The following is a 24,839-nucleotide window of genomic DNA, read 5'->3' on the forward strand; positions in this document are numbered from 1 at the left end:
AGGCTCATGGAGGAAAGGCCATCAGTACGGTGGCAATCGCCAGCAAATCAGCACTGCCGCCGGGGCTGAGATGGCGGGCAATCAGTTGCCTGTCCATCTCCTGCAAATCCTCTTTCTGCCAGCCTTTCTTGAGCAACCTGCGCGCATAATTCTGCACGAAATACAGCCCGTTCAGGCCACCGCGCGATACCAGATTGGTGTCAGGGTTATACGCCATCAGACGCAGCAGGGCATTCAGGCTGCGGCGCTCAGTATTATTTTCGTCATACCAGTAAGGCAAAACATGACGGCGCAGGGTCAGGAATCCGCTCTGTGCTTCGCCGCGGGCTCCTGTCATACCGTAAGTCACAAACAGTCTTTCGCCCGCGGTCACCGGCTGGCGACAGCTTTGCAGTTCACGCTCAATCAGGCCTTGCGTCATGGCAGCCACTTCGTGACACATCCCGCGACGGGTCAGTGGCTGGCGGCGTGCGTGTATCCTGCCAGCCGCCGTACATAACAGTCCCAGCGAAAAAATACCGCCTTTGTGCGTATTCACACCCTGTGTTGCGCAGAACATAGCCTGTTCGCAGGCAATCCCGGTCGGGCGGATGCGCATCAGCATTGCCTGCCGGGGTTGCAGAAAATCCTGCTGACCGAGGGCGTAAAACTGATGCAGCCACGGCGTAATAGCGTCGATGCTGCGTAAAAACAGCGGTAAATCCATGTCACTGTGCGAGCCGTTATTGATGCTGTCCACCAGCCCTGGCTTCGGAGTCAGCCAGACTTCACTTCGCAGCGCGTCGGCCGCCAGCGTGGCGATACAGGTCGCAGAAAGAGGCTCAGAGTGTGCGATGCCAGCTATCAATCAGCGCCTCCACTTTTGTCATCACTTCAGGTAGCGGATGTTTACGCGAGCGGGCGCAGGCATGGGCCGGGCCGTCGCAAACCAGACAGCGTCGGCTGGCGTTATCCAGCGAACGGCGGCCCACCACGCCCGCTTGCGGACAGATAACATCGAAATCCCATAAACGCCCGAGGGCGTGCGATTGCTCCAGCGCAACTGTAGCCGCTTTCACTTCAGGGGCAGAATGCTTCACACCCCAGAACGCTTCCGCACCCGTCGGTAGCCAGAAAACCTCCTGTTTCAGCACCGGCCAGCCATGTTGACGCAGCATGACTTCGGCCTGTTGCAGCGCCTCGCGCATTACCCCGCGCCAGGCAACAGAATCTTTCACCGGTCCCGGTGTCACCAGCGTGAGTGAAATCAGCGGTTGTGAGAATTGAGTCAGCCAGTCGGTTTGCCGTCTGGCGCGCAGTTCCTTTGCTGCCAGCAAATCCTCCAGACTGACGCCTGCTTGTGCAGGCGTCACGATAGTCATTATGCGTCCTCTCTGACCTGATGAACGACGTCGATCACGCTGCCGTCGCGATAGCGGATCACGCCGACGATGCGGTGGGTGAATTCTATCGGTTTCGGCTCACCACTGAGAGAAATGGCGCGCTGGTATAACGCTTCGATATCCATCACTTTCATCCCGGCGTCTTCCAGCCGCTGGCGGATCTCCGGACGCGCAGGATTGACTGCGATACCGTGATCGGTCACCAGTACATCAATGCTTTCCCCCGGTGTCACACGGGTCGTGACCCGACGTACCACCGTCGGAATGCGGCTGCGCAGTAAAGGCGCGACCACAATGGTCAGATTGGCGGCACTGGCGACATCGCAATGCCCGCCGGATGCACCGCGCATCACGCCGTCGGAACCGGTGATCACGTTGACATTGAAATCTGTGTCGATTTCCAGAGCGCTCAGAATAACGATATCCAGCTGATCGCAACTGGCCGCTTTGGCTCCCGGATTGGCATAGACGTTGGTGGAAATTTCGATGTGCTGCGGATTCCGGCTGAGAGACGCCGCGGCCTGACCGTCAAAACATTGCGTATCGAGCAACGTTTCAATCAGGCCTTTTTCATGTAAATCCACCAGACTGCCGGTGATGCCGCCGAGGGCAAAACGGGCTGTTATCTGGTTGCGTTCCATTTTTTCTTCCATGAAACGGGTGCAGGCCGTGGCCGCTGCACCGGATCCGGTTTGCATTGAAAATCCGGGTTTGAAATAGCCGGAATATTCGATGACTTCAGCGGCCGTGCGGGCAATCATCAGCTCTCGCGGATTGCTGGTCACGCGGGCGGCCCCGACGCTGATTTTGGCAGGATCACCGACCTGATCGACTTTGACGATGTAATCCACCTGATCCTGCATCAGGCTGGCTGGCATGTTAGGGAAGGGCACCAGTTCTTCGGTCAGCAGCACGACCGTTTTCGCGAAATGCGCATCGACCATCGCGTAACCCAGCGAACCACAACAGGATTTTCCGTGCGTGCCGTTGGCGTTACCGAATGCGTCGCTGCACGGCACGCCGAGAAATGCGACATCGATGTTCAGTTCGCCATCCTGTAGTAATTTTACCCGCCCGCCGTGGGAGTGAATTTGCACCGGTTCTTCCATCAGCCCGTGAGAAATGGCATCGGCCAGTTTGCCGCGCATTCCTGAGGTATAAATACGGCTGATGACGCCGCTGCGGATATGTTCAATCAGCGCATCGTTGCAGGACATCAGCGAGCTGGACGCCAGCGTAAGATTTTTAAAGCCGAGTTTTGAAAGCATCGCGACAACGTTATTAATGACCTGATCGCCTTCACGAAACGCGTGGTGGAAGGAAATGGTCATCCCGTCCTTCAGGCCGCAGCGGGCAATCGCCTGTTCCAGCGACGAGCAAAGTTTACGGTGCAAACGGGCATCGGGATCAGAAAGATAAGGTGTCGTCCGGTGCGCACCGTCAAAGGCAACCAGGTGCTTTAACTGCGGATGTTCGCTGTGCAAAGTTTCAGTTAAATGACTCATTATATTGATATTCCTGTGCAAATTTGAGGGCTAGCGGCGGATGCCAGACGCGCTGGCGCGTTCCAGCACTACCTGCGCGTGATTAATGATCGGCCCATCAATCATCTTGCCGTTGAGTGAGATCACGCCCAGCCCTTTGCGTTCACCTTCTTCGGCGGCGGCAATCACCCGTTTGGCATAATCCACATCTTCACGGGTCGGCGCGTAAGCGTTATGCAGCAACTCAATCTGACGAGGGTTGATCAGGGATTTCCCGTTGAAGCCCATTTTGCGGATCAGTTCCACTTCACGCAGGAAACCGGCTTCATCATTGATGTCGGAATACACTACATCGAAGGCATCAATACCCGCCGCACGGGCTGCGTGCAGCACGGCGCAACGGGCATAAAACAGCTCTGTACCGTCGCCGCGCTCCGTTTGCATATCCATCACATAATCGAAAGCGGCCAGCGCGATGCCGATCAGGCGCGGTGAACAGCGGGCGATGGCCACGGCGTTAATCACGCCAATGGCAGATTCAATGGCGGCCATAATTTTGGTGGAACCCACCTCGCGACCGCACTCTTTTTCGATGCGCCCGATATGTGCTTCCAGCTCAAAGATATCTTCCGGCGAGTCGGTTTTCGGTAAACGTACGACATCCACGCCCGCCCGCACTACGGCCTCTAAATCATTAAGGCCAAAGGGTGTGCTGAGCTGATTGATGCGCACCACGGTTTCAATATCGCGATACATCGGGTGTTGCAGGGCATGAAATACCAGAATGCGTGCGGTATCTTTTTCGCGCAGGGAAACAGCATCTTCGAGATCAAACATGATGGAGTCCGGGCGATAGATAAACGCGGTAGAGAGCATGGCGGCGCTGGCTCCGGGCAGGAACAGCATGCTGCGGCGCAGTTTCTTCATCGTAATGTCTCCCAGTTAATCTCTTCGGCCTGTGCAGCACGCATTACCGCGCTTTGTACGCGGGCGCGGATCACGCAATCAAGCGCGCCCTTATCTTCGATAATCAGTAAACCTTCAGTGACCGAGAGCGCGCTGAGTGTTTCATTCACTACGCTTCGGATTTGGTCGCCAAACTGTTTGATGACTTCACTGTTGATGATCACAGTCAGCTCACTGGCCGGGGCGATCTTTACCAGCAAATCGCTGGATTCAACCGTGCCTGCCAGCGCCTCCTTCACAATTTTCATTCGTTTTTCCTGCAGTTAACAAAGTAAGGGTGAAATAGTGAGTGCGTCGTCGTGCGTCGTTTCAGCCGGCGCAGTGACACAATAATGCTGCTCGAGATGCGCATAAGTGCCGGGCGGAACGATGTCGCGTATTCGTGCAAACTGGTGCGTTTTGAGCAATGCGCGCACTTCGGATGCGGAAATGGCTCTGCCACTGGCATGGCGTTTCCGTGGTAATTCGATAACGCTGAGTGGCGGTGAGGCCGAGCGGGCGGGCGTTTCCAGCCAGTCATGCATGTCGCAGTTGTACTGATGGGTGACCGGACAGAAAGGTTCACTGCCGACAAAGCGGTGGGTAATGCCTAATGCCGGAGCGATGTACTGACGAAAAATCAGCAAATCCATCACGCTCCATGCCTGATTCACCAGCCCGGCTTCCTTGAGGAAATAACCGGGAAAGGTTGCGCGGGAAATCAGGTATTCAGAACCAGCATGCACGGTCACATTAGGCAAATCCGCGACGCCTTTACGCACCATTTCCAGACGTTCCTGAAACGGGAAATACGACACGTCTTCGCTTACCACAAACACATGCAGCCAGTCGCAAGTGGCGGCCGCCTGTTCTGTCAGATAACGATGACCGAGGGTAAACGGGTTGGCATTCATCACGACCGCACCGATACGACGACCTGGGTGAAGATGGCGTTGCAACGAACGGCAGTAATGACTGATGCCCACCGGCGTGTTTTCCATCAGTACGGCCACATCATCCCACTGCACTATCGGATAGAAGCCACAACCGCGAAAACGTTCAGCATTGCCTGGGCGGGTATAGAGAAACAGATGGAAATTGCCGCGCTGGACCGCCAGGTTTTCAACTTCGCCGAGTAATCGTGCGCTGAGATTTTCACCGCGCCAGTCGCAAGCGACGGCGACGCATTTAATGGTGTTGCTGACCAGACCTGCGCAGCCGATTACCCTGCGGCCGGAACAGGCCACCACGAACTGCTCGATATCGTCATCCATGCCTAAGTTGTTTTGCTGCAACAAGGTGCGGATATTTTCCAGCATACCTGGCGCAGAGTTTCTGACAGAAATGACGTTAAAGTCCGGTTCGTCACGGCTGAACATAATGCTTTCCTGATAGTCGGTGTTGTAAAAAACGATGCGTCACCTGCCGGGCAAAATGCCCGGCTTAATGTTGTCGTTTATCAGGTCAGTGCACTGCCGGCGCGGGGATCTCCCGGCGCTCTTGTGCAACGATGATATTGCTCAGATGACCAATCTTTTCGATCTCGACTTCGATGCGATCACCAGGTTTCATAAACAGTGGTGGCACACGTTTTTTGCCGACACCGCCGGGTGAACCTGTGATGATCACGTCACCGGCATGAAGCGAGGTAAAGGTGCTGATGTATTCAATCAGTTCGGCCACTTTGTGGATCATGCTGCGGGTGTTGTCCTCCTGCACCATGTTGCCATTGAGCCAGGTACGGATTGCCAGCGTGTGCGGATCAGGGATCTCATCGGCGGTGGTCATCCACGGACCAAATGCCCCGGTCTGACGCCAGTTTTTACCGGCGGTAAACCACGTGTGCTGCCAGTCACGGGCGGAACCGTCCATGTAACAGCTGTATCCGGCAACATGTGATAAGGCATCTTCGCGTGCGATATTCTCGCCCGCAGAACCGATGACAACCGCCAGTTCACCTTCATAGTCAAACTCAACGGAACGGTTCGGTTTGATGATGGGGGAGGCATGACCGGTTTGAGAGTCGGCAAACCGAACAAACAGTGTCGGTGCCGGATTATGCTGATCAAACTCTTTGCGCTTTTCGGCGTAATTCATGCCTACGCAGAGAATTTTCTCCGGATTCTGAATCACCGGCAAAAACGTGATGTCGGCGAAATTCAGATCCGCGGGCAGGGCGGCCAGTTCCTGAGCCTGCGACAGCGCATTGCCTGCCAGCAGGGCTTTGAGGTCCGGATAACGCTTACCGAGATGACGGCCAAGGTCGATCATGCCGTTGTCGGTGGCGATGCCGTAGGACTTACGCCCCTGATAGAGATAGCTTGCCAGTTTCATATTAGATCCTGATTTAAAGAGATTTACATAGCCTCAGACGAGGAAGTTGCCGAGCACCAGCAGGGATACGGAGACATTGATCGCGCCGCCGATGCGGGTGGCGATTTGGGCAAATGGCATCAGTTGCATGCGGTTACCGGCGGTCAGGATCGCGACATCACCGGTTCCGCCCTGACCGCTCTGGCAGCAGGAGACGATGGCAACATCTATCGGGTGCATACCAATTTTCTTACCGACGAAGAAGCCGGTAGCGACCAGCGCCGCAACGGTGCTGACAATGACCAAAAGATTCGAAAGGGTGAATGCGGCGACCAGTTCATTCCACGGTGTGATTGCCACACCCACGGCGAACAGAATCGGATAGGTGACGGATGTCTGGAAGAATTTGTAAACCACCTGAGAACCTTCCAGCAGGCGTGGTGAAACGCCGTGCGCCAGTTTCAGCGCAACCGCCGCAAACAGCATGCCGACAGGTGCAGGAAGACCAATCACTTTGTGTAACAGCATGCCCACCATATAAAGCAGAACGGCCAGTAACGCGCCTGCGGCAATGGTGGTGACATCGACTTTACCGCCGGTGCTGCTCAGTTTGCTGCTGTCAGCGGTGGCATTTTTGGACGTCGGCATCAGTTGGCCTTCGCCGGTCAGATGCGGGTAACGTTTACCTAACTGATTGAGTGAACCGGAAATAACGATAGCCGTCAGGCCACCCAGCATGACGATAGGCAGAATGCGACCCAGCGCCACACCCTGATCCATATGCAGGATTGCGGCGTAACCGATGGACAGCGGGATCGCACCTTCACCCACGCCACCAGCCATAATTGGCAGGATCAGGAAGAAGAAAATCTGGAAAGGTTCCATGCCCAGTGCCAGACCGACGCCCATGCCGGTTAACATGCCGATGATTTCACCGCACAGCATCGGGAAGAAGATGCGCATGAAACCCTGGATCAGCACTTTGCGATCCATACTCATGATGCTGCCCACGATAATGCAGCAGATATAGAGGTACAGAATGTTGGTGCTTTTATAGAACTTGGTGGTGGATTCCACTACCACATCTGGCAGCAGGCCGTAATAGACCAGTGCGGAAGGAATAAAGGTGGCGCAAATCGCCGCCGCGCCCATCTTGCCGATGAAAGGCAGGCGCTTGCCGAACTCACCGCAGGCGAAACCAAAGAACGCTAAAGTGGCGACCATCACCACAATATCGCTGGGCAGTTTTCCATCAAGGCAATCAATGGCGATCAGTACGCCAGCCATGACAAATAAAGGCAGTGGAATAATGCCGATTTTCCAGGTGTCGAGAATGTGCCACCATTTTTCTTTTAATGAGAGCTGTTTTGCAGGTGAAGAACCCGCGGGAACAGAATAGGTGTCGTCGGTTGTACTCATGATGAATCCCCTGTGTCAATTTGTGCAGGGAGTGTAAGAGAGATATTGCTCGCTAATATGTGAGGTGCCGCAAATTAGAAACAGTATTTTAAAGGAGTGAAAGGTTTTTATGGTTTTAATTAATTTAATGCCTCGCGATTTTTTATTTGCTCGTGGTTTTTATGGTGTTATTTGTAATTATAATATTACTGTTAATAAATGGTGAGATGGCTGTTGTGAATCATGTGTTGCGCCACCGGTGGCTTGCTGTGGCGGGTTGTGTTATGCGGCATGCATCGCAACTTTTATTCTCCATTCTGACTGGAATACCGCACGGTGATAATATCGCCGCACTGTTATTAATATCACTGTCTGTTTACAGGTTACCTGATGCGGTTTAGACCCTCCTTTCAGATAAAGCTTTTTACTTATCTTGTGGTGTTATTTATGGCGCTATTTTCGATAGTGGGTATTTATTACTATCAGGATATTCAGAGGCAGTTGTATGAAGATATGGGTATTCGTGCCAAAGTTCAGGCAGACGAAATTGCACTTATTCCCTCATTAATTAACGCAGTTGAAAATAAGGATATTTCAGCAATTAACCGTTTAATGAAGAATATCTCTGCGCACAGTGATGCCAGTTATATGGTGATCGGCGACGGGAAAGCGATGCATCTGTTTCACTCTATCTATGCCGACAGGCTTGGCACAACGCTGGTGGGTGGAGATAACGAGGAGGTGCTGACCGGTAAAAGTACCACCACCATCAGGCTGGGAGGTGCCGGATTATCATTGCGCAGCAAAGCCCCCATCCGTAATGCTGAAAATCAGGTGATCGGCATCGTCTCGGTCGGCTATCTGACCAGCCACATTAACAGCCTGACGCTTGAGAAAGTGATCAGCATTTTACTGGGGGCAGCCACTTTGCTGCTGGCGCTGTTTACCTTCTCCTGGTTTTTCTCCCGCTCAATCAAAAAGCAGATGTTCTCGCTGGAGCCGCGAGAAATCGGCCTGCTGGTGCGTCAGCAAAAAGCCCTGATGGAATCAATTTACGAAGGCGTGATCGCCATTGATGACCAGTTCCGCGTGGCTGTGATCAACCAGGCAGCGAAAAAATTACTCAATCTGAATACGCCGTCGCGTGAATTGCGCGGTCGTCCGCTTTCGCAGGTCATCGCGCCAGTCAGTTTTTTCAACCCGCAGGTGATGCTGGAAAAAGATATTCACGATGAGATCTGTCTGTTCAATAACCTGACGGTCATCGCCAGCCGGGTAAGGATCATGCTTGAGGAACAACTGCAGGGGTGGGTGATTACCTTTCGCGATTGCAGCGATATCGACCGGCTCAGCATCCAGCTCAGTCAGGTGCAACGTTATGCCGATAACCTGCGCATCATGCGCCATGAGCAGCTTAACTGGACGGCGACGCTCGCGGGTTTATTGCATATGGGACGATATGACGAGGCTATCCGCTACATTGAGGCACAATCAGAAAATGCCCAGGAAATACTGGATTTTGTCTCGGCGCGTTTTTGCTCACCCAGACTGTGCGGATTGCTGCTGGGAAAATATGCCCGTGCGCGTGAGAAAGGTGTCGTGCTGGAGTTTGATCCGGCCTGTGAGATTAGCCTGTTGCCGGCAGCACTGAGTGAAACTGAGCTGATGTCAGTTATCGGAAATCTGCTGGATAACGCCATTGAAGCTACGCTGCTGCGCGGTAGCGAGGCAGGACCCGTCGAGGTGTATATCGTTTGCAGCAAAAATGAACTGGTGATTGAAGTGGCAGATCAGGGAGTGGGTATTACGCAGGAACGGCGGGAAGAAATATTCTCAATGGGTGTGACTTCAAAGCCGGACGGTGATCACGGCCTGGGTCTGCATCTGGTCGCCAGCTATGTCAGCCATGCTGGCGGCAATGTTGAGGTTTCTGACAATTCGCCAACCGGCGCTGTTTTCTCTGTTTTTATCCCCAACGGTACCGGGGTTCCAGGTAATACAGCAGCGTACCTTCAACCGGAAAAAACGAAAGTGAGTAGATGATGCAAGCGGAAATGATTGACGTAATGATTGTGGAAGATGAAAACCGGCTGGCACAACTTTATGCCGAGCTTATAGATAATCATCCCTGGTTAAGGCTGGCGGGCGTAGCCTCTACGTTAAGTGAAGCCAAAGAGCTTATAGAAGCAAAACGACCGCAGCTCCTGCTGCTAGATAATTATTTACCTGACGGTCAGGGAATTTCGTTAATTGAAAATGATCTGCTCAAAAAGACCAACTGTTCGGTGATCTTTATTACCGCGGCCAGCGACATGAATACGTGCAGTCAGGCGATCCGCTGTGGGGCTTTTGATTATATTTTGAAGCCGGTGTCGTGGAACCGGCTGCAACAATCCCTGGAGCGTTTTATTCAGTTCAGCCAGACGCAGCGTGCCTGGAAAGTGGTGGATCAGCAAAACGTAGACAGCCTTTACCAGCTACAGGCGAAGGATTTTACGCTGAAAGCGGGCAATAAAGGCATCGAGGAAAATACGCTGAATCTGGTGGAAGGCATCTTTATCCAGGATGCCGGGCGCTGCTATTCAGTGGATGAAGTGGTCAGTGAAACCGGTTTGAGTAAAACCACCACCCGGCGCTATCTCGAACATTGTGTGCAGAAAGGAGATTTGAAAGTCGAAATGTTGTACGGAAAAATAGGCCATCCCCGCCGGATGTACCGGCGGGCATAGCAGCTAAAACTATTCGGTTCTTTTAGATTTCGGGTATTTCCACAGCCAGCGACCGCTCGCCATGCGCCAGTAAAAGAATATACCGCGCACGATCCAGTCGAGGAACATCCCCAGCCAGATGCCGACCACGCCAAAGCCAAGAACAATACCGAGGAAATAGCCGACCACAATACGACAACCCCACATGCCGAGCATTGACACGTACATCGTGAAACGCGCGTCGCGAGCGCCTTTTAAGCCGGCAGGTAATACCCATGAAGCGGCCCAGAAAGGCATAAAGGCGGCGTTCAGCCAGATGAGGATTTTTACGACGTCGATAACATCTTGTTCATTGGTGTAAAACCGCGCCAGCAAACCGGCAAACGGCACGGAAAGGAACGCCAGCACGCACAGGCCGAACGTGGATAACCAGAAAATGTGGCGCAGCTGGCGCTCGGATTGAGCAATTTGCCCTTTACCCAGGCGCGTACCGACAATGATGGTTGAAGCTGATCCCAGCGCATTCCCCGGCAGGTTGATCAGTGCGGCAATCGAGAAGGCAATAAAGTTACCGGCAATGACATTGGTGCCCATACCCGCGACAAAAACCTGCGTCAGTAATTTACCGCCGTTAAACAGCACCGATTCGATACTGGCCGGAATACCGATGCCCAGCACTTCACGCAAAATGTTGGTATTCAGTGGCAGGAAATAGCTCTTCAGGGAGATTTTCAGCGAAGGATTGAAACCCACCATCAGCACAAAAATGACCGCAATTGCACCGATATAACGGGCGATAGTCAGCCCCAGACCAGCGCCGATAAAGCCCAGACCGTGCCAGCCGAAACAGCCGTAAATCAGTACGCTGCTGATCACCAGATTGAGGATGTTCATCCCGCCATTCAGCAACATCGGGATTTTGGTGTTACCCGCACCCCGCAGCGCACCGGAACCTATCAGCGCGATGGCCGCTGCCGGATAACTCCAGCTACTCATTTGCAGATAAGAAAGCGCCAGCTCTTTGACTTCCGGCTCTGCATTTCCGGCGATCATGTCGATAATCACATGCCCGGAAAATTGCAGAAGTATGGCGAGAAGCACTGCAAAAACGGTCATGATCGCCAGCGACTGACGTGCAGCCGCGCGGGCACGTTCGTGGTCGAGTTTACCCAGACTGAAGGCAACGACGACAGTAGTCCCCAGATCGACCGCCGCGAAGAAAGAAATCACCACCATGTTAAAGCTGTCGGCCAGGCCAACGCCCGCCATCGCTTCCTTACCCAGCCAGCTGACCAGAAAAGTGCTCAATACGCCCATCAGCAGGACGCAGGCATTTTCGAAGAAGATAGGGACGGCGAGAGGCGTTATTTCGCGCCAGAACAACGTACGGTAAGAACGCCGTTTCGGATACCAGGGCGTGCGCTCGATGGCTTTGCGCAAAGAGACAATGACGTTTTGCAAGAGAGTTCCAGTGTGGAATAAAGTAGAACAGCGTTTTAATTTATGATGGTAAAAGACTCTACAATATGCAAAGTCTTTTTGTGGAAATCCTTAATTCCCCGTCATATTTCATGCCGCAGATGCATTGGCTGGATTTAAGAACCCGAATCACTGACTTAATGTAAGCTCATCGGGATGATCAAACCTGCCGCCTGCCTGCAACACAAACTATTCAGGGGAGTTCGGCGCGGTTTTCAGCGGAAAGGCGGCTCATTAAATGTACGTAATTTGCGTGAATGGAGATGATCGCCCTCGGCGCGCAGCAGGTCGATAGCGCAGATGCCAATTTGCAGATGCTCAGAAATGGCGCCTTCATAGAATTTGTTCGCCTGGCCTGGCAGTTTGATTTCCCCGTGTAATGGCTTATCCGATACGCACAGTAACGTGCCGTAAGGCACCCGGAAACGGTAACCTTGCGCGGCAATCGTCGCACTTTCCATATCGACGGCTACGGCACGGCTGAGATTAAAGCGCAGTGCCGACGCGGCGTAACGTAATTCCCAGTTACGGTCGTCGGTAGTCACAACCGTACCGGTGCGCAGCCGTTGCTTCACTTCCTCACCCGGCATCCCGCTCATCTTTTTGGTCGCGTCGTACAGCGCGCGCTGCACTTCGGCAATACTTGGAATTGGGATGTCCGGCGGTAAAACCGCATCCAGAACGTGATCGTCACGCAGATAAGCGTGTGCCAGAACGTAATCACCAATCGACTGCGTTTCACGCAATCCGCCGCAGTGACCAATCATCAGCCAGACGTGCGGCCGTAAGACGGCAAGGTGATCGCAAATGGTTTTGGCGTTCGCCGGACCCACGCCGATATTTACCAGCGTAATGCCTGAGCCGTCGCGGGCCATCAGGTGATAGGCTGGCATCTGATGCTTTTTCCAGGCCAGATCAGACACTGCCTGTTCCGGATTCTGCGTCTCAGCGGTAATGAACACACTGCCCGCGCAGGCCAGCGCCTCGTAAGGACTTTCAGGATCGGCAATCTGCGCGCACGCCCAGCTGACGAATTCATCCACGTAGCGGGTGTAGTTGGTGAAAAGTACATATGGCTGGAAGTGTTCGATAAGTGTGCCGGTGTAATGACGCAGGCGCGCCAGCGAGAAATCCGCCCGCAGGGCATTAAAGTGCGACAGCGGGAAGATATCGCCGGGATAACTGAGGCCATCTGCGGTTTCATCGCCAATTTGCGAGAGTTCCGTGGTCGGAAAATGCTTCGCCAGACCCGCGCTCATTGAGCGGTCAAGCATCAGATCAGAGCCGTCAATCACGTAGGAATAGGGGATTTCCTGCTGGGAAGGGACGACTTCAATTACCGCGTCATATTCATCTTCCAGCAGGGAGAGCTGTTCGAGCAAATAGTGACGGAACAATTCAGGGCGCGTGATGGTGTTGGCATAACGGCCTGGATGGGAAAAACGACCATAGGCGCGGGTCGGATTTTTAGCGGGCGTTACACCGTCCCAGGTGACACGTAATTCCGGGTAAACAAACAGCCCGGCGGCACGCGCACTGATGTCAGGCAGCGTCCCCTCAACGATGAAATCTTTAATCGCCACCCGCAATGCGGCCACAGAGCTGTTGTACATCTCTTCGAGCTTCTCAATCGCCTGTGAAGCGGTGAGGGATTTGTTATCCATACGTTTTCCTTTGTGCTTCGTTCGTCATCATTCATTCTAAATATGGCTTGTCTGGCCCGTGCCGCCAATGTTTTATTAGGATAGAAAAGCCGGATGGCGCTTTTATGAACGAACAGGAGAAAGTGAATGATTCGGGTATGGGGCAGAAAAACGTCGTCAAATGTCCAGGCGCTGATGTGGTGTATCGGGGAACTGGGGCTTGAGTATGAGCGTTTTGACATTGGCCATAAATATGGTGGCAATGACACGCCGGAATTTCTGGCGATGAACCCTAATGGCACGGTTCCGGTGATCCGTGATGGCGAGGGCCAGCCGTTGTGGGAAACCGGCGCCATTCTGCGTTATCTGGCAGAAAAATATGGCGCTGGCGAATTCTGGCCGAAGGATGGTGAGCGGCGGGCTCAAATCGATAAGTGGACGGAATGGGCAAAAATCGGTGTTGCGATGAACTTCACTGCACCGGTCTTCTGGATGGTGGTGAGAACTGCCGCCAAAGATCAGGATCTTCAGGCGTTAGAAAAATCATTGCAGAACCTGAATAAGAAACTGGTGATTGCCGAGGCGCAGATTGCACAACAGGGTTATCTTGCCGGAAATGCCTTCTCGCTGGCCGATATTCAGTTTGGTCACAGTCTGTTCCGCTACTTTGATATCGCAATAGAAAGACCGTCGTATCCGGCGATTGAGCAATATTATCAAAAGCTCACACAGCGCCCGGCATTTGCGGAGCATGTCATGGTGTCTTATGACGAGTTGCGGGTGGTGTAACCCTGTTTCAAATGCTAAAAAGCCCGCTTCATTATTAAGCGGGCTTTTTTTATGACTTCTGGCTTAGTGTGGTTTAGCCGTTTTCATAAACATCGCCGTAAGGGCCGAGAGCACACAGCCGGCCATCAGATAGATCGCGACAGAATGCCATTCGCCTCCGGAGAAATTCAGCAACGCAGCGGCAATAAACGGCGTAAATCCACCGCCCACCACACTGGCGACCTGATAACCCACACCCGCTCCGCTGTAGCGGTAACCCGCGCCGAACATTTCCGTGAACATCGGTTGCTGGACGCAGACCACCATGTCATGGGCAATATTTGCCAGCAGCAGCGAGAAGATCACTATGCCGGCAATGGATCGGGCTTCAAGCGCCATAAAGAACGGGAAGGCGCTCAGTGCGCCAACCAGTGCGCCGGTAATGTAAATGCGGCGCCGCCCGTAACGGTCTGCAAACCAGGCAAACAGGGGAATGGTCAGGCAACTGATACCGCCGACCAGCAGTCCGATATTCAGAAACAGTTCACGCGACATCCCCAGATTGTGGGTCGAATAGTTAAGTGCGAACGCGGTGACAATATACATCGTCAGCAATTCACACAGGCGAAGGAGGATGATTTTCAGAAATGCGCCGGGATGGCGAAACAGTGCTTCGAATACCGGTAAGCGTTTTTTTGCTTCTTTGGGTTGCTCTTCCTGAGCGCGTTCGAACTCGACAGACTCTTCCATGCCGTTACGCACCCACAGCGCGCCGAGTACCAGCACAACGCTGAACAGGAACGGCAAACGCCAGCCCCAGCTCATGAACTGTGCATCCGTTGTCAGGTTGCTTATCAAAGACACCAGGCCGGTTGCGAGTAACAGGCCGACGCCATAACCCATCTGAATACCGCTGCTGTAGAAGGCTTTCTTGCCGGAGGGCGCACTTTCAACGGCCAGTAAAGCTGCGCCGCCCCATTCCCCTCCGACGGCAAAGCCCTGAATAGCGCGCAACGTGACCAGCAGCGCCGGAGCCCACCAGCCAATCGTCGCGAAAGAGGGGAGAATACCGATACAGGCGGTGGCGATGCCCATGATCCAGACGGTCATCATCAGCATCCGTTTGCGGCCCAGACGATCGCCGAAATGGCCGAAGACAATGCCGCCGAGCGGGCGAAAGAGAAAGCCGACGCCGAAAGTAGCAAATGCGGCGAGTGTGCCCATTGCCGGGTCGATTTGAGGGAAGAACTCGCTGTTAAACACCAGGGCTGCGGTGATGCCGTAAAGTAAAAAATCGAACCAGTCTACGACTGCGCCAACGAAGCTGCCCCAGGCAGCCCGGCGGGCACGGCTATGTGAAATTATCTCCTCATCGGGGCGGGGGGCGGTGAGCATGGAGTCCATAATTGTCCTGTCTATTCCTCAGATTTCTAAACTTTATAGTTATTAAACTTTTATTAATTAAATCGGTTAAGCGGGGTTCATTTGGCGTACAGCTAAATAAAACCGCTACTGAGACTACAGCGTCAACCGTCAGGTTAAAAACGCTTTTGCAAAGTGAAGGAGAATTTAACGCGGGTAACTGAGTGGATAAGGGCTTTACGGAGACTTTCGTTTTCAGAACGGGCTGGCATTGCGGGCTTCGATCCGCTCCAGGCTGACGGGATGAACAAAGTGCAGTTCACTGGCGTGCAGCATCAGCCGCGGAGTCTGTTCTGTACCGGGCAGCAGGCGGCCGCCATACAGGTCACAGCCTAAAATAGGATGCCCCAGTTGCCGGCAGTGGATGCGAAGCTGATGAGTGCGCCCGGTTTCCGGCGTCAGCTGTACCCGGGTTAGTGGCAGTGACGTTCCGTCCTCCCGCTCCTGATAAAAGCGTTCCACCACCCGATAGCCGGAACGGGCAGGTTTGCCGCTGACTGCACAAACAGACATCAGTGGAAACAGCGCCGGATCTTTGGCAATCGGCGCATCTATCACTCCTTCATCATTTGGCAAATGTCCGCAGAGCAGTGCGCTGTAGATTTTGGTCACGGCGCGCTGGCTGAACTGCTGGCACAGGGCGGCATTCATCGCTTTATTGCGAGCGATGACCATCAGCCCCGAAGTGCCGAAATCCAGACGATGTATCAGGGTGCAGCCGGGGAATAGCTTTACCAGCCTGTGATGAACAGAATCCAGATTTTGCGGGTTTTTTCCCGAGAGACTAAGTAATCCTGAGGGTTTATTGATCAGCACCAGATGCTCGTCCTGAAAGAGGATCTCAATCGTTTCATGGCACGGCGGGGCAATAAAGGTATCAATAATGACTGACATCAGGGTACCAGGAGGAAGAGTGGGAGCGGATGATAACGAATTTTAAAGCCGGAGGCGACCCGTCAGGCAGATGAAGGTAGTGAAAACACCAAAGCAAAACGCCCGCTTAAGTTTCCTTAAGCGGGCGTTTCTAATATGGCTCCTCTGACTGGACTCGAACCAGTGACATACGGATTAACAGTCCGCCGTTCTACCGACTGAACTACAGAGGAATCGTTGGAACGGGGCGAATAATAGCGACTGCCCCGTGGCATGTCAAAGGGGAAACTCTATAAATGCGTTCGTTTGCTGATACTTTGGTCAAGTTGTTGACAATAGAGTCAAAAGGGCCTGTTTTTGCGCTCCACGTTTTCGCGATTAAACTGAGTAGTGATAGCGTTTTAGCGTGGTTGCATCGCACGGAATAGCACGGCAGCTCGTCTGACTGACGCAACGGACAAATTGCTGATGGCATTGAGTTCATACACCACCCGTTTTATCCCGGAGTACAAGGGCATCCGGAGCTGTCTTTACTGCGTGTGAAACCGCATCCGCTGCTGATTGCGTTTTTAAAAGCGGCAGGTTCAAAGCGCAGTTAAAGAAGGGCCAACCCAGTTCTCCGTCAGGAGTCCGTCAACGCGTTTGAACTCATTCATATTATTCGTCACCATCACCATACCTGCGCTGCGTGCCTGTGCGGCAATATGAATATCGTTCACCCCAATCAGATTGCCGTATTTTTCGAGGCAGGCGCGAATATGTCCGTAATGTGCGGCGGCTTTCTTGTCATAGTCCACGATACGCAAATGAGAGACGAATTCCTCGACCGCCAGTTTGTTTTTAGTCGGGCTGCTACTTTTGGCAATGCCATGCAGTAATTCAGCATAGGTGATCATTGAAATCGCCAGCTGTTCGGCGTGCTGGTTGAATTTCGCCAGCACGCTTACCGGTCTGCGTTTGAGTATATAAATGACAATATTGGTATCCAGCAGATAGGTCAGCATTAAAAGGTATCCCGTTCAGACTGCTCCTGTGAGGCGCGTTCTTCCATAAAATCGTCCGTCACGCGCAGCTCGCTGAGGAAAAAATTATCCCATGTATTATCAGCTGGCGTTAAAACCAGTGAATTCCCTACTTTTCTTATCGTCACGATTTTTACCTCGTCTGGAAAACGGCACTCTGCCGGAATACGTACGCTTTGCGTCCTGTTATTTAAAAATACGGTGCCTTTAGGCATGTCGTTATTCCTCAGTAAGTTGTTTAAGCCGAAAACCTGCTTAAATAATACTCGCCTGAAAAATATAGTGCAAAGGTATATACGTCGAAAGGCGATGGCAAGGACATAAAAAAGTCATTGCTCGTTTTGCGAGATATCCCGGAAAAGCGGATGTAACAAAAGGAAATCCTCGCCTTGATAGACAAAGGTCTTACCAGCCATTACGTCAAAATCGTCTAAGAATGTGTGCTATAGCTGCGTTTGTTATTAACCCTGCTAATTTATAAGGATGACCTATAAGAATGCATGATATTGGTGCATCCCTCCTCTACAGCGCATTTCATTTCCTTAATTTGTCACATCATCGCTGGATTCGCGGCATGTCTGCGTAATAGTTTTCTCTTATATTTTGTGGCATTAGCGCCTTAAAGCCGGGATTTTTATCATTGTGCCGGAGATTGGCGTAAATCTTGCTTTTATCAGTCCAGCTAATAGTTTGTGCTGAAAATATATCTTCAACACGCTGACATTTATAACACCAGTCCAGGGTTATCCCTTTTCGCGCAAGATGGAGACAGAGATGAATCTCAGACGTCTGAAGTACTTTGTGAAAATCGTCGATATCGGCAGCCTGACGCAGGCCGCTGATGTTCTGCACATCGCCCAACCGGCACTGAGCCAGCAACTGGCGACACTGGAGGGAGAACTGCAGCAACAATTGCTGATTCGCACCAAGCGCGGCGTCACTCCCACTGAAGCAGGTAATATTCTTTATTCGCATGCGCAGGCAATTTTGCGCCAGTGCGACCAGATCCACAGCGCAGTTAACAATGCCGGTCAGTCACTGAGCGGTCCGGTTTCGGTTGGGCTTGCGCCAGGTACCGCCGCCTCTCAGCTGGCGGTGCCACTGTTACAGGCGGTGCGCAAACAGCATCCGGGCATTTTGCTGTATCTGAATGAAAATTTTGGCACGGCGCTCGGCGATCTGGTACTCAACGGTCGTATGGATATGGCGGTATTTTACGGTACCAATATGACTGCCGGACTGAGCAGCCAGCCGCTGATGAAAGAAGATTTGTATCTTGTTGGCGCGCATTCTGTGATAAATCCGGGGAAATATGTCGAGCTGAGCGATGTGGCAAAAATGAATTTGTTCATGCCGCGCTCGCATAATGTGACCCGCCGTCTTGTGGATGACGCCATGGCTCTGCGCCGCCTGAGCGCGAATATCATCGGCGAAATTGAATCTTCCGCCACGCTGACTGCGGCCGTCGCCAGCGGTCTTGGCGTCACCATTCTGCCGGAATCCGCCGCCAGGGCCATGACCGGTCCTGCGAAAGCCTGGATGTCTTGCATCAGCAGCCCGGCGATTCAGGTTCCGCTTTCACTTTGTGTTTCAGAAACGCTGGCGTTATCGCAGGAAGCGATGGCGGTGAAGAAAATTCTGCTGTCGCTGGTCTTCGAGCAAACCGCACCGGTTCTGGAACCGATGCTGGTTGCGAGCTGAAACGGCACGTTGCCCTCATCCCGTAGGAGAGGGCAACACCTTAACTTTCCAGCCTTCCCATCACCGATGCGCCGACCAGGCCGCCGTCGGTCAGGAATTTCCCCGGTACCAACAACGTTTGTTCATATTTGTGCAGAACGCCGCCGCGTACTTTTACATCCAGCGCGGCGATCAGTTCTCTGGCAGAAGCCAGTCCGCCACCGGCGACGATCCGCGAAGGTCCCAGAATATTGACCAGCAGCGCCAGAGGTTCGGCCACCAGTTCAAGCCAGGCGTTGACGGTGAGAGCCGCGTTGGCATCGCCGTTCAGCCAGCCAGTCACAATCTCCAGACTGGTAATTTCCTGGCTGTGAAAATGCTGATGCAAACGCTCCATCCCGCGAGCGCCACCGAGCATGTCGAGGCAACCCGTCTGACCGCAACCACATTTCAGCCGCGGAACGGAGTAGTTCTCGCCATTAATCATCAGCTCTGTGCGGGTGATGGCGCCGTGACCCCATTCGCACGTGACACCGCCGTGACCGCGCACCAGCTGACCGTTGATCACCAGTCCGCCACCGACGCCAGTGCCGAGAATAATGGCGACGACCACCGGCTGATGCTGTGCGTTGCCCGCGTGAGCTTCGGCGAGGGCAAAACAGTCAGCGTCGTTCGCCGCCGTGACCGGACGTGCAAGCGCGACGCTGAGATCTCTCGCCAGCGAATGTCCGGTAAATGCCGGAATATTGGTTGCCAGCATTTCGCCGGTTTGTGGCGAAACCAGTCCGGCAGTAGAAATCGCCAGCGGTGTACCAGCGGGCAAATCCGCGCCAAATTTGAAGATCAGATTTTGCATCGCCTGCACAAAATCGTCCCATGAAGAAACCGGCGTCGGGACTTTGCCGCATTCTTCCATCTCGCCGGGATGGCGTGAAACACCAAACTTAATAAATGAACCGCCGATATCGGCGCAAAAAACAGCAGAAGTCATGAGCGTGTGTCCAGTAAATCTCGCAGCCCGTCGCCCAGTACGTTAAAACCCAGCACGGTCAGCATAATGGCCAGACCCGGGAACAGCGAAAGGTAGATATTAATGCCGAGGAAGTTGCGGCCATCGCTCATCATGGTACCCCATTCCGGCATCGGCGGCTGCACGCCAAGCCCCAGAAATGACAGGCTGGCAGCGGCAAGAATGACCGTACCGGCGGTCAGCGTCGATTGCACGATGATAGGCCCGATGGCATTGCGCAGTATGTAATGCACGATGATCCGGTAATTCGACAGCCCAAGCGCCTGCGCCGCTTCGACATATTCCATCTGCTTTAAACCGAGCGTCAGGTTACGGCTGAGGCGCGCATAAACCGGGATCGCGAACAGCGATATGGCGATTAAAAGATTCACCAGACCGCCGCCGAGGATACTGACCACCAGAATTGCCAGCACAATGCCCGGAAACGCGAACAGCATATCCATAAACCACATGATGATCATATCGGTATAACGGCCTGCCATACCGGCAATAATGCCGAGAGGAATACCGATAATCATTGCCAGACCGACGCTCAGTACCACTTCAATAATAGAAATGCGCGCCCCGTAAATGACACGGGCAAAAATATCGCGCCCGTAATCATCAGTGCCAAACCAGTGACCGGCATCCGGGGAAAGCAGGGTGTTAATCAGGTCCTGAGCGTAAGGGTCATGACGGGCAATCAGCGGGGCAAACAGGCCCATCAGTACGATCAGGCTGACGATAAAGCCGCCGATGGACACTGCCGGATGTCGCCACAACCAGCGGAAAAACCGCAGCGTACGCGGTTTGCGACGGGGTAATTGCGTGATAATGGCAGACATTAATCGAACCTTATTTTTGGATTCAGGAAAGCGATCAGTAATTCACCCAGCAGATTCATTACCACCACACCGCAGACCGCGACCAGCGCAACGCCCTGAATCACCGGATAATCGCGATAACGCACGGAATCTACCAGTAAGCGGCCAATGCCCGGCCAGTTAAAGACAGATTCTGTGACCACCGCGCCGCCAATCAGGCTGCCAAAATTGAGCGCCACAATGGTGACAATCGGGATCAGCGCATTACGAAACGCATGGCTGCAATAGACCGTGGTCGCCGACAGCCCTTTAGCGCGGGCGGTACGGATATAATCTTCCGAGAGCACATCAAGCATGCTGGAACGCGTCATGCGCGCCATCACCGCCATCGGCAAAACGGCCAGCGTTACGGAAGGCAGAATGTAGCTTTTCCATGACGTAGCGCCCAGTAAAGGCAGCCAGCCGAGATTGACCGAGAAGGTGTTCATCGCCATCAGCCCCAGCCAGAAGTTGGCGATAGAGGCACCGGCAATCGCCAGTAACATCACGCCAAAATCTGGCCAGCGGTTGCGATACACCGCGCCTATCATGCCCGCCGGCACGCCAATCGCCACCGCCAGAAAATATGACAGTACCGCCAGCATCAGCGTGTAAGGCATGCGTTCACCGATTTCCTGCGTCACCGGTTGCTGTGACTGCAAGGAGACGCCGAGATTGCCATGCAAAACATCACCGGCAAAATGCAGATACTGCGTGACCAGCGGCTGATCCAGCCCGAGGCGCACGCGCATGGCATCTACGGCTTCCTGCGTGGCTTCAGGCCCGGCCATCAGACGCGCCGGATCGCCCGGCAGCGCGCGGATGGACACAAAAATCAGCATCGAAACCCCGATCAGGATGATCGGGAAGGCGATGAGTTTTTTGGCAAGATAGGCTTTCATGGCTATTTCCCACTGTGAATGCGTTTATTTCTTCTGAGCATCTTTCACCACAATTTGGCCGCCCGGGATCATCGTGACACCTGAGATGTTTTTGCCGGTGGCATACAAATCATTCTGGTAATACAACAGTACCTGCGGTGCCTGCTGGTTAATCTCTTTCTGGGCATCGACATAAATCGCGTTGCGGGTATTTTCATCCAGCGTTGACGCGGCTTTGTCTAACATCTCATCCAGTTTCGGATCGCTGAAGAAACCGAGATTCGCACCGCCCGGTGCAAAACTTTTGCTGTAATACAGCGGACGAAGTTGCAGGTCTGCGCCGTTTGCACCGGAAGACCAGGAAGCCAGAACTGCACCGGTGTTATCGGCTTTTTTACCCGCCTGATCGGCAAATGCCGCTTTGGTCCACACGCCGCTTTCCATGATTTTCACGTCCAGTTTCACGCCTATTTTCGCCCACATGCTTTGCAGCACCTGACCGATACGGGCGTCCTGACCCTGCACCGCAATCGACATGGTGAATCCGTCAGCGACACCGGCCTCTTTGAGCAGAGCTTTGGCTTTCGCCAGATCCAGCGGATATGGATTCAGGCTTTTGTCGTAACCGGCGGTGACCGGCGCCAGCGGAGAGTTCGCTGGTTGCGCAAAGCCGGACATAATCGCGCGCACCAGACCGTCACGGTCGGTGGCGTAGTTCAACGCCTGACGCACGCGGACGTCGCTGAGCGGTTTGAGATCGGTATTCAGCGCCACCCAGAATACGGAGGCGCCCGGGCTTTCATGCAGGTCGAACTTCGGATTGTTTTTCAGTACACGGGCAAACTGCGGCGGCACCGGGTTAATCACGTCAGTTTCGCCCGCCTGCAGCGCCATGTTCATGACGGAAGGTTCGGCGCTCCACGTCCATTTGATGTCATCCGGACCGGCGGCTTTGTCGCCCCAGTAACCGGGATATTTTTCTTCCAGCACGAATTCACCGGTTTTGTATTGCACCATTTTGTACGGCCCGGTACCGACGGCTTTGCTGTCGAGCGTGCCGGTTTTATCGGCTGCCGGACTGACCATCAGACAGGCGCCGGTCGTCAGTAAATTCAGGAACGCCGGATAAGGTTTTTTCAGTTTAAAGACAACGGTGGAATCGTCGGTTTTGGTCACGCTGTCGAGGAAGGTGCGCAGACGTCCGCTGGCCGCCAGACCGCGTTTTGTGTCGAGATGGCGGGCAAAGTTGGCGACTACCGCATCGGCATTAAACGGTGTGCCGTCATGGAAGGTGACGCCGCTGCGCAGTTTAAATGTCCACACCAGTCCGCTGTCATCGCTGCTCCAGGAAGTCGCCAGCGCCGCTTCGGGTTTCAGCTGCGGCGACATGCGCAGCAGGCCTTCATACATCGGATCCAGCACGGTACCGGTAAAGGTCGCGGTCTGGTTGCCCGGATCCATACTGCGCGGAGCTTCGTTTTGCATCACGTTCAGTGTGGCGGCGAAAACCGGCAGCGAAAACGCCGCCAGAAGTGCACTGCTCAGCAACGTTAACTGCATGGGACGCCGGATGTAACGGGTAATCTTCATGTTCTGCCCTCTGCGTGAAAATCGGATTAAGTGGCTCTGGCTGCTTCTGCCGGTTCGGTCAATCGCCGGTTTTACTGACAGTTTGTTTTAACAAAGAGATTTAACAAATAGTTCATATGAAATACTTATATGCCAACATTTAGTTTATTTTGTGAACTAATTGGCATTGATATATCCATTTCTACCGTTTAATGTCAATGCAGATGACCGAAAACTGAGAGCGCCGAAACGAATATGCTAACAACTTTGCAACGTCAGATATTGGGTGCCGTCAATGCATCCGGCGGTCTGAGCCGTACCGAACTGGCGCAGCTTTCAGGAATGAGCAAAGCGGCGATTGGCGGCGTGGTGCGTGAAATGATTGACGCCGGTTTCCTGCACGAAGCGGAAACCGTGCCGGGGAACGGACAGGGCAGACCTTCGGTACGGCTGGTGGTTCATCCTGATGGCGCATGGTTTGCCGGCGTTTCTTTGCTGCAAAATCCGGCGCAGATGGCGCTGATTAATCTGCATGGCGAAATCCTTTCGCGCGTGTCTTTCGACGCTGATCCCAGTCCGCAACGTCTGGCAGAAAACATCGCCACCGCGTTACCGGGATTGCTGCAACCGCATCCCGAAGCGGCAAAAAAGCTGGTCGGGCTGGGTGTGACATTATCCGGCCTTATTGATGAACATCAGTCCACCTGCGTGCAGTCGGCGCTGCTTGGCTGGCGCGATGTGCCGCTGGCCCGCCTGATATCTCAGGCAACCGGCATGGACGTGGCCATCGAAAATGACGCCAAAGCACTGGCGGTGAGTGAGAAAAATTTCGGACAGGCGCGGGATCTGAGCAGCTTTACGCTGGTCAGTCATGGCGCAGGTATCGGCAGCGCGCATTTTGTCGCCGGCCAGTTGCATCGCGGCCTGCACGGCGGCGCAGGGGAAATCGCTCACTGCACGCTGGAAATGAACGGTTTGCCTTGTCGCTGCGGCAAGCGCGGTTGTCTGGATACGCTGGCTTCCCTGAATGCCATTGCGGAAATGGCCAGAGACGGCGGGCTTGATGCGACCACCATCGGTGGCCTGGAAAAGCTGGCGATGCAGGGTGTCAGCGAAGCGGTGCGTATTCTGCACCGTGCCGGTTCGGCGCTCGGTTTAGCGATATCCCATCTGATTCAAATTAATGACCCGGACCTGATCCTGATCGCTCATCAGGACGCAGATTTTTCCGGGCTGTTCGGCACGGTTGTCCATCAGTCTATCGAAGCCAATGTTTTGCCGGGTAATGCCGGAAAAACGCCGGTTCGCACTTTTACCCTAAATGACGACACCTGGGCGCGCGCGGCGGCGAGTATTGCTGCACATCGCTTTCTGGTCGGTCTGAAGCCTGTCTGAGGAAT

23 protein-coding genes and 1 tRNA gene are annotated in these 24,839 nt (G+C 53.7%); 5 read left to right on the forward strand and 19 right to left on the reverse strand.

Annotated features, from left to right (window positions below):
* Positions 1 to 4: 4 nt before the first annotated feature.
* The 8 genes from citG to J1778_RS23165 form a co-directional block, all read right to left on the reverse strand.
* Positions 5 to 844 carry a triphosphoribosyl-dephospho-CoA synthase CitG gene (gene citG, locus J1778_RS23130; protein ID WP_217175368.1) on the reverse strand — a complete coding sequence of 280 codons (840 nt, stop codon included), beginning with the start codon at positions 842 to 844 and terminating at the stop codon, positions 5 to 7.
* Positions 822 to 1,361, reverse strand: a complete 540-nt coding sequence (gene citX / locus J1778_RS23135; RefSeq protein WP_217175143.1) for a citrate lyase holo-[acyl-carrier protein] synthase — start codon at positions 1,359 to 1,361, stop codon at positions 822 to 824. Before citX ends, citG begins: the two co-directional genes overlap by 23 nt.
* The gene (gene citF / locus J1778_RS23140) at positions 1,361 to 2,887 is read right to left on the reverse strand and encodes a citrate lyase subunit alpha (protein ID WP_217175144.1); all 1,527 of its coding nucleotides are present in this window, start codon (positions 2,885 to 2,887) and stop codon (positions 1,361 to 1,363) included. The genes citX and citF overlap by 1 nt, the downstream gene beginning before the upstream one ends.
* 30 nt (positions 2,888 to 2,917) lie before the next feature.
* A complete protein-coding gene (citE, locus tag J1778_RS23145) occupies positions 2,918 to 3,793 on the reverse strand; it encodes a citrate (pro-3S)-lyase subunit beta (protein WP_217175145.1) in 876 nt (291 codons plus the stop codon).
* Positions 3,790 to 4,080: a citrate lyase acyl carrier protein gene (gene citD / locus J1778_RS23150; RefSeq protein ID WP_217175146.1), complete on the reverse strand. Its 291-nt coding sequence runs from the start codon at positions 4,078 to 4,080 to the stop codon at positions 3,790 to 3,792. The genes citE and citD overlap by 4 nt, the downstream gene beginning before the upstream one ends.
* Before the next feature lie 15 nt (positions 4,081 to 4,095).
* Positions 4,096 to 5,190 carry a [citrate (pro-3S)-lyase] ligase gene (gene citC / locus J1778_RS23155; protein ID WP_217175147.1) on the reverse strand — a complete coding sequence of 365 codons (1,095 nt, stop codon included), beginning with the start codon at positions 5,188 to 5,190 and terminating at the stop codon, positions 4,096 to 4,098.
* A gap of 85 nt (positions 5,191 to 5,275) precedes the next feature.
* Entirely contained in the window at positions 5,276 to 6,145 is an 870-nt protein-coding gene (locus J1778_RS23160) for a fumarylacetoacetate hydrolase family protein (protein ID WP_217175148.1), read from the reverse strand.
* Positions 6,146 to 6,178: 33 nt separating this feature from the next.
* Complete coding sequence (locus tag J1778_RS23165) at positions 6,179 to 7,543, reverse strand: 2-hydroxycarboxylate transporter family protein (protein ID WP_217175149.1); 1,365 nt, start codon at positions 7,541 to 7,543, stop codon at positions 6,179 to 6,181.
* Between the two features lie 369 nt (positions 7,544 to 7,912).
* On the opposite strand from J1778_RS23165, the gene J1778_RS23170 reads away from it, so the two are divergent.
* Both J1778_RS23170 and J1778_RS23175 read left to right on the forward strand, forming a co-directional pair.
* On the forward strand, positions 7,913 to 9,565 hold the full coding sequence (locus J1778_RS23170) for an ATP-binding protein (RefSeq protein WP_217175150.1): 1,653 nt from the start codon (positions 7,913 to 7,915) through the stop codon (positions 9,563 to 9,565).
* Entirely contained in the window at positions 9,565 to 10,251 is a 687-nt protein-coding gene (locus J1778_RS23175; protein WP_217175369.1) for a response regulator, read from the forward strand. The genes J1778_RS23170 and J1778_RS23175 overlap by 1 nt, the downstream gene beginning before the upstream one ends.
* Before the next feature lie 9 nt (positions 10,252 to 10,260).
* Here the strand turns inward: J1778_RS23175 and J1778_RS23180 are convergent, their stop codons facing one another.
* Positions 10,261 to 11,691, reverse strand: coding sequence for an EmmdR/YeeO family multidrug/toxin efflux MATE transporter (locus J1778_RS23180; protein ID WP_217175151.1), 1,431 nt, complete (start codon positions 11,689 to 11,691; stop codon positions 10,261 to 10,263).
* Positions 11,692 to 11,924: 233 nt separating this feature from the next.
* The gene (locus J1778_RS23185; RefSeq protein WP_217175152.1) at positions 11,925 to 13,373 is read right to left on the reverse strand and encodes an AMP nucleosidase; all 1,449 of its coding nucleotides are present in this window, start codon (positions 13,371 to 13,373) and stop codon (positions 11,925 to 11,927) included.
* A 126-nt stretch (positions 13,374 to 13,499) separates the two neighbouring features.
* Here J1778_RS23185 and J1778_RS23190 point away from each other — a divergent pair, with 126 nt between their 5' ends.
* Entirely contained in the window at positions 13,500 to 14,141 is a 642-nt protein-coding gene (locus tag J1778_RS23190) for a glutathione S-transferase family protein (protein WP_217175153.1), read from the forward strand.
* Between the two features lie 63 nt (positions 14,142 to 14,204).
* Here the strand turns inward: J1778_RS23190 and shiA are convergent, their stop codons facing one another.
* The 5 genes from shiA to vapB all read right to left on the reverse strand — a co-directional run bounded on the left by shiA (position 14,205) and on the right by vapB (position 17,652).
* Positions 14,205 to 15,524: a shikimate transporter gene (shiA, locus tag J1778_RS23195; RefSeq protein ID WP_217175154.1), complete on the reverse strand. Its 1,320-nt coding sequence runs from the start codon at positions 15,522 to 15,524 to the stop codon at positions 14,205 to 14,207.
* Between the two features lie 213 nt (positions 15,525 to 15,737).
* Positions 15,738 to 16,436, reverse strand: a complete 699-nt coding sequence (locus tag J1778_RS23200; protein ID WP_217175155.1) for an RluA family pseudouridine synthase — start codon at positions 16,434 to 16,436, stop codon at positions 15,738 to 15,740.
* Between the two features lie 136 nt (positions 16,437 to 16,572).
* Positions 16,573 to 16,648, reverse strand: a tRNA-Asn gene (locus J1778_RS23205).
* 351 nt (positions 16,649 to 16,999) lie between these two features.
* A complete protein-coding gene (vapC, locus tag J1778_RS23210; protein ID WP_217175156.1) occupies positions 17,000 to 17,419 on the reverse strand; it encodes a type II toxin-antitoxin system tRNA(fMet)-specific endonuclease VapC in 420 nt (139 codons plus the stop codon).
* A complete protein-coding gene (vapB, locus tag J1778_RS23215) occupies positions 17,419 to 17,652 on the reverse strand; it encodes a type II toxin-antitoxin system VapB family antitoxin (RefSeq protein WP_217175157.1) in 234 nt (77 codons plus the stop codon). Before vapB ends, vapC begins: the two co-directional genes overlap by 1 nt.
* Positions 17,653 to 18,211: 559 nt before the next feature.
* Here vapB and nac point away from each other — a divergent pair.
* Positions 18,212 to 19,138: a nitrogen assimilation transcriptional regulator NAC gene (gene nac, locus J1778_RS23220; protein WP_217175158.1), complete on the forward strand. Its 927-nt coding sequence runs from the start codon at positions 18,212 to 18,214 to the stop codon at positions 19,136 to 19,138.
* Between the two features lie 40 nt (positions 19,139 to 19,178).
* Here the strand turns inward: nac and J1778_RS23225 are convergent, their stop codons facing one another.
* From J1778_RS23225 to J1778_RS23240, 4 genes are read right to left on the reverse strand one after another with little or no spacing between them, the layout of a single operon-like run.
* Positions 19,179 to 20,108, reverse strand: a complete 930-nt coding sequence (locus tag J1778_RS23225) for an ROK family protein (protein WP_217175159.1) — start codon at positions 20,106 to 20,108, stop codon at positions 19,179 to 19,181.
* A complete protein-coding gene (locus J1778_RS23230; protein ID WP_217175160.1) occupies positions 20,105 to 20,971 on the reverse strand; it encodes an ABC transporter permease in 867 nt (288 codons plus the stop codon). Before J1778_RS23230 ends, J1778_RS23225 begins: the two co-directional genes overlap by 4 nt.
* Positions 20,971 to 21,891: an ABC transporter permease gene (locus J1778_RS23235; RefSeq protein WP_120130905.1), complete on the reverse strand. Its 921-nt coding sequence runs from the start codon at positions 21,889 to 21,891 to the stop codon at positions 20,971 to 20,973. The genes J1778_RS23230 and J1778_RS23235 overlap by 1 nt, the downstream gene beginning before the upstream one ends.
* Positions 21,892 to 21,915: 24 nt before the next feature.
* Positions 21,916 to 23,460, reverse strand: a complete 1,545-nt coding sequence (locus J1778_RS23240; RefSeq protein ID WP_217175161.1) for an ABC transporter substrate-binding protein — start codon at positions 23,458 to 23,460, stop codon at positions 21,916 to 21,918.
* A gap of 234 nt (positions 23,461 to 23,694) precedes the next feature.
* On the opposite strand from J1778_RS23240, the gene J1778_RS23245 reads away from it, so the two are divergent.
* Positions 23,695 to 24,834 (forward strand): ROK family transcriptional regulator, encoded by a 1,140-nt coding sequence (locus tag J1778_RS23245; RefSeq protein ID WP_217175162.1) that lies wholly within the window; start codon positions 23,695 to 23,697, stop codon positions 24,832 to 24,834.
* Positions 24,835 to 24,839 lie beyond the last annotated feature (5 nt).

The sequence above is a fragment of the Rahnella bonaserana genome, assembly GCF_019049675.1.
In the GTDB taxonomy this organism is placed as follows: domain Bacteria; phylum Pseudomonadota; class Gammaproteobacteria; order Enterobacterales; family Enterobacteriaceae; genus Rahnella; species Rahnella bonaserana.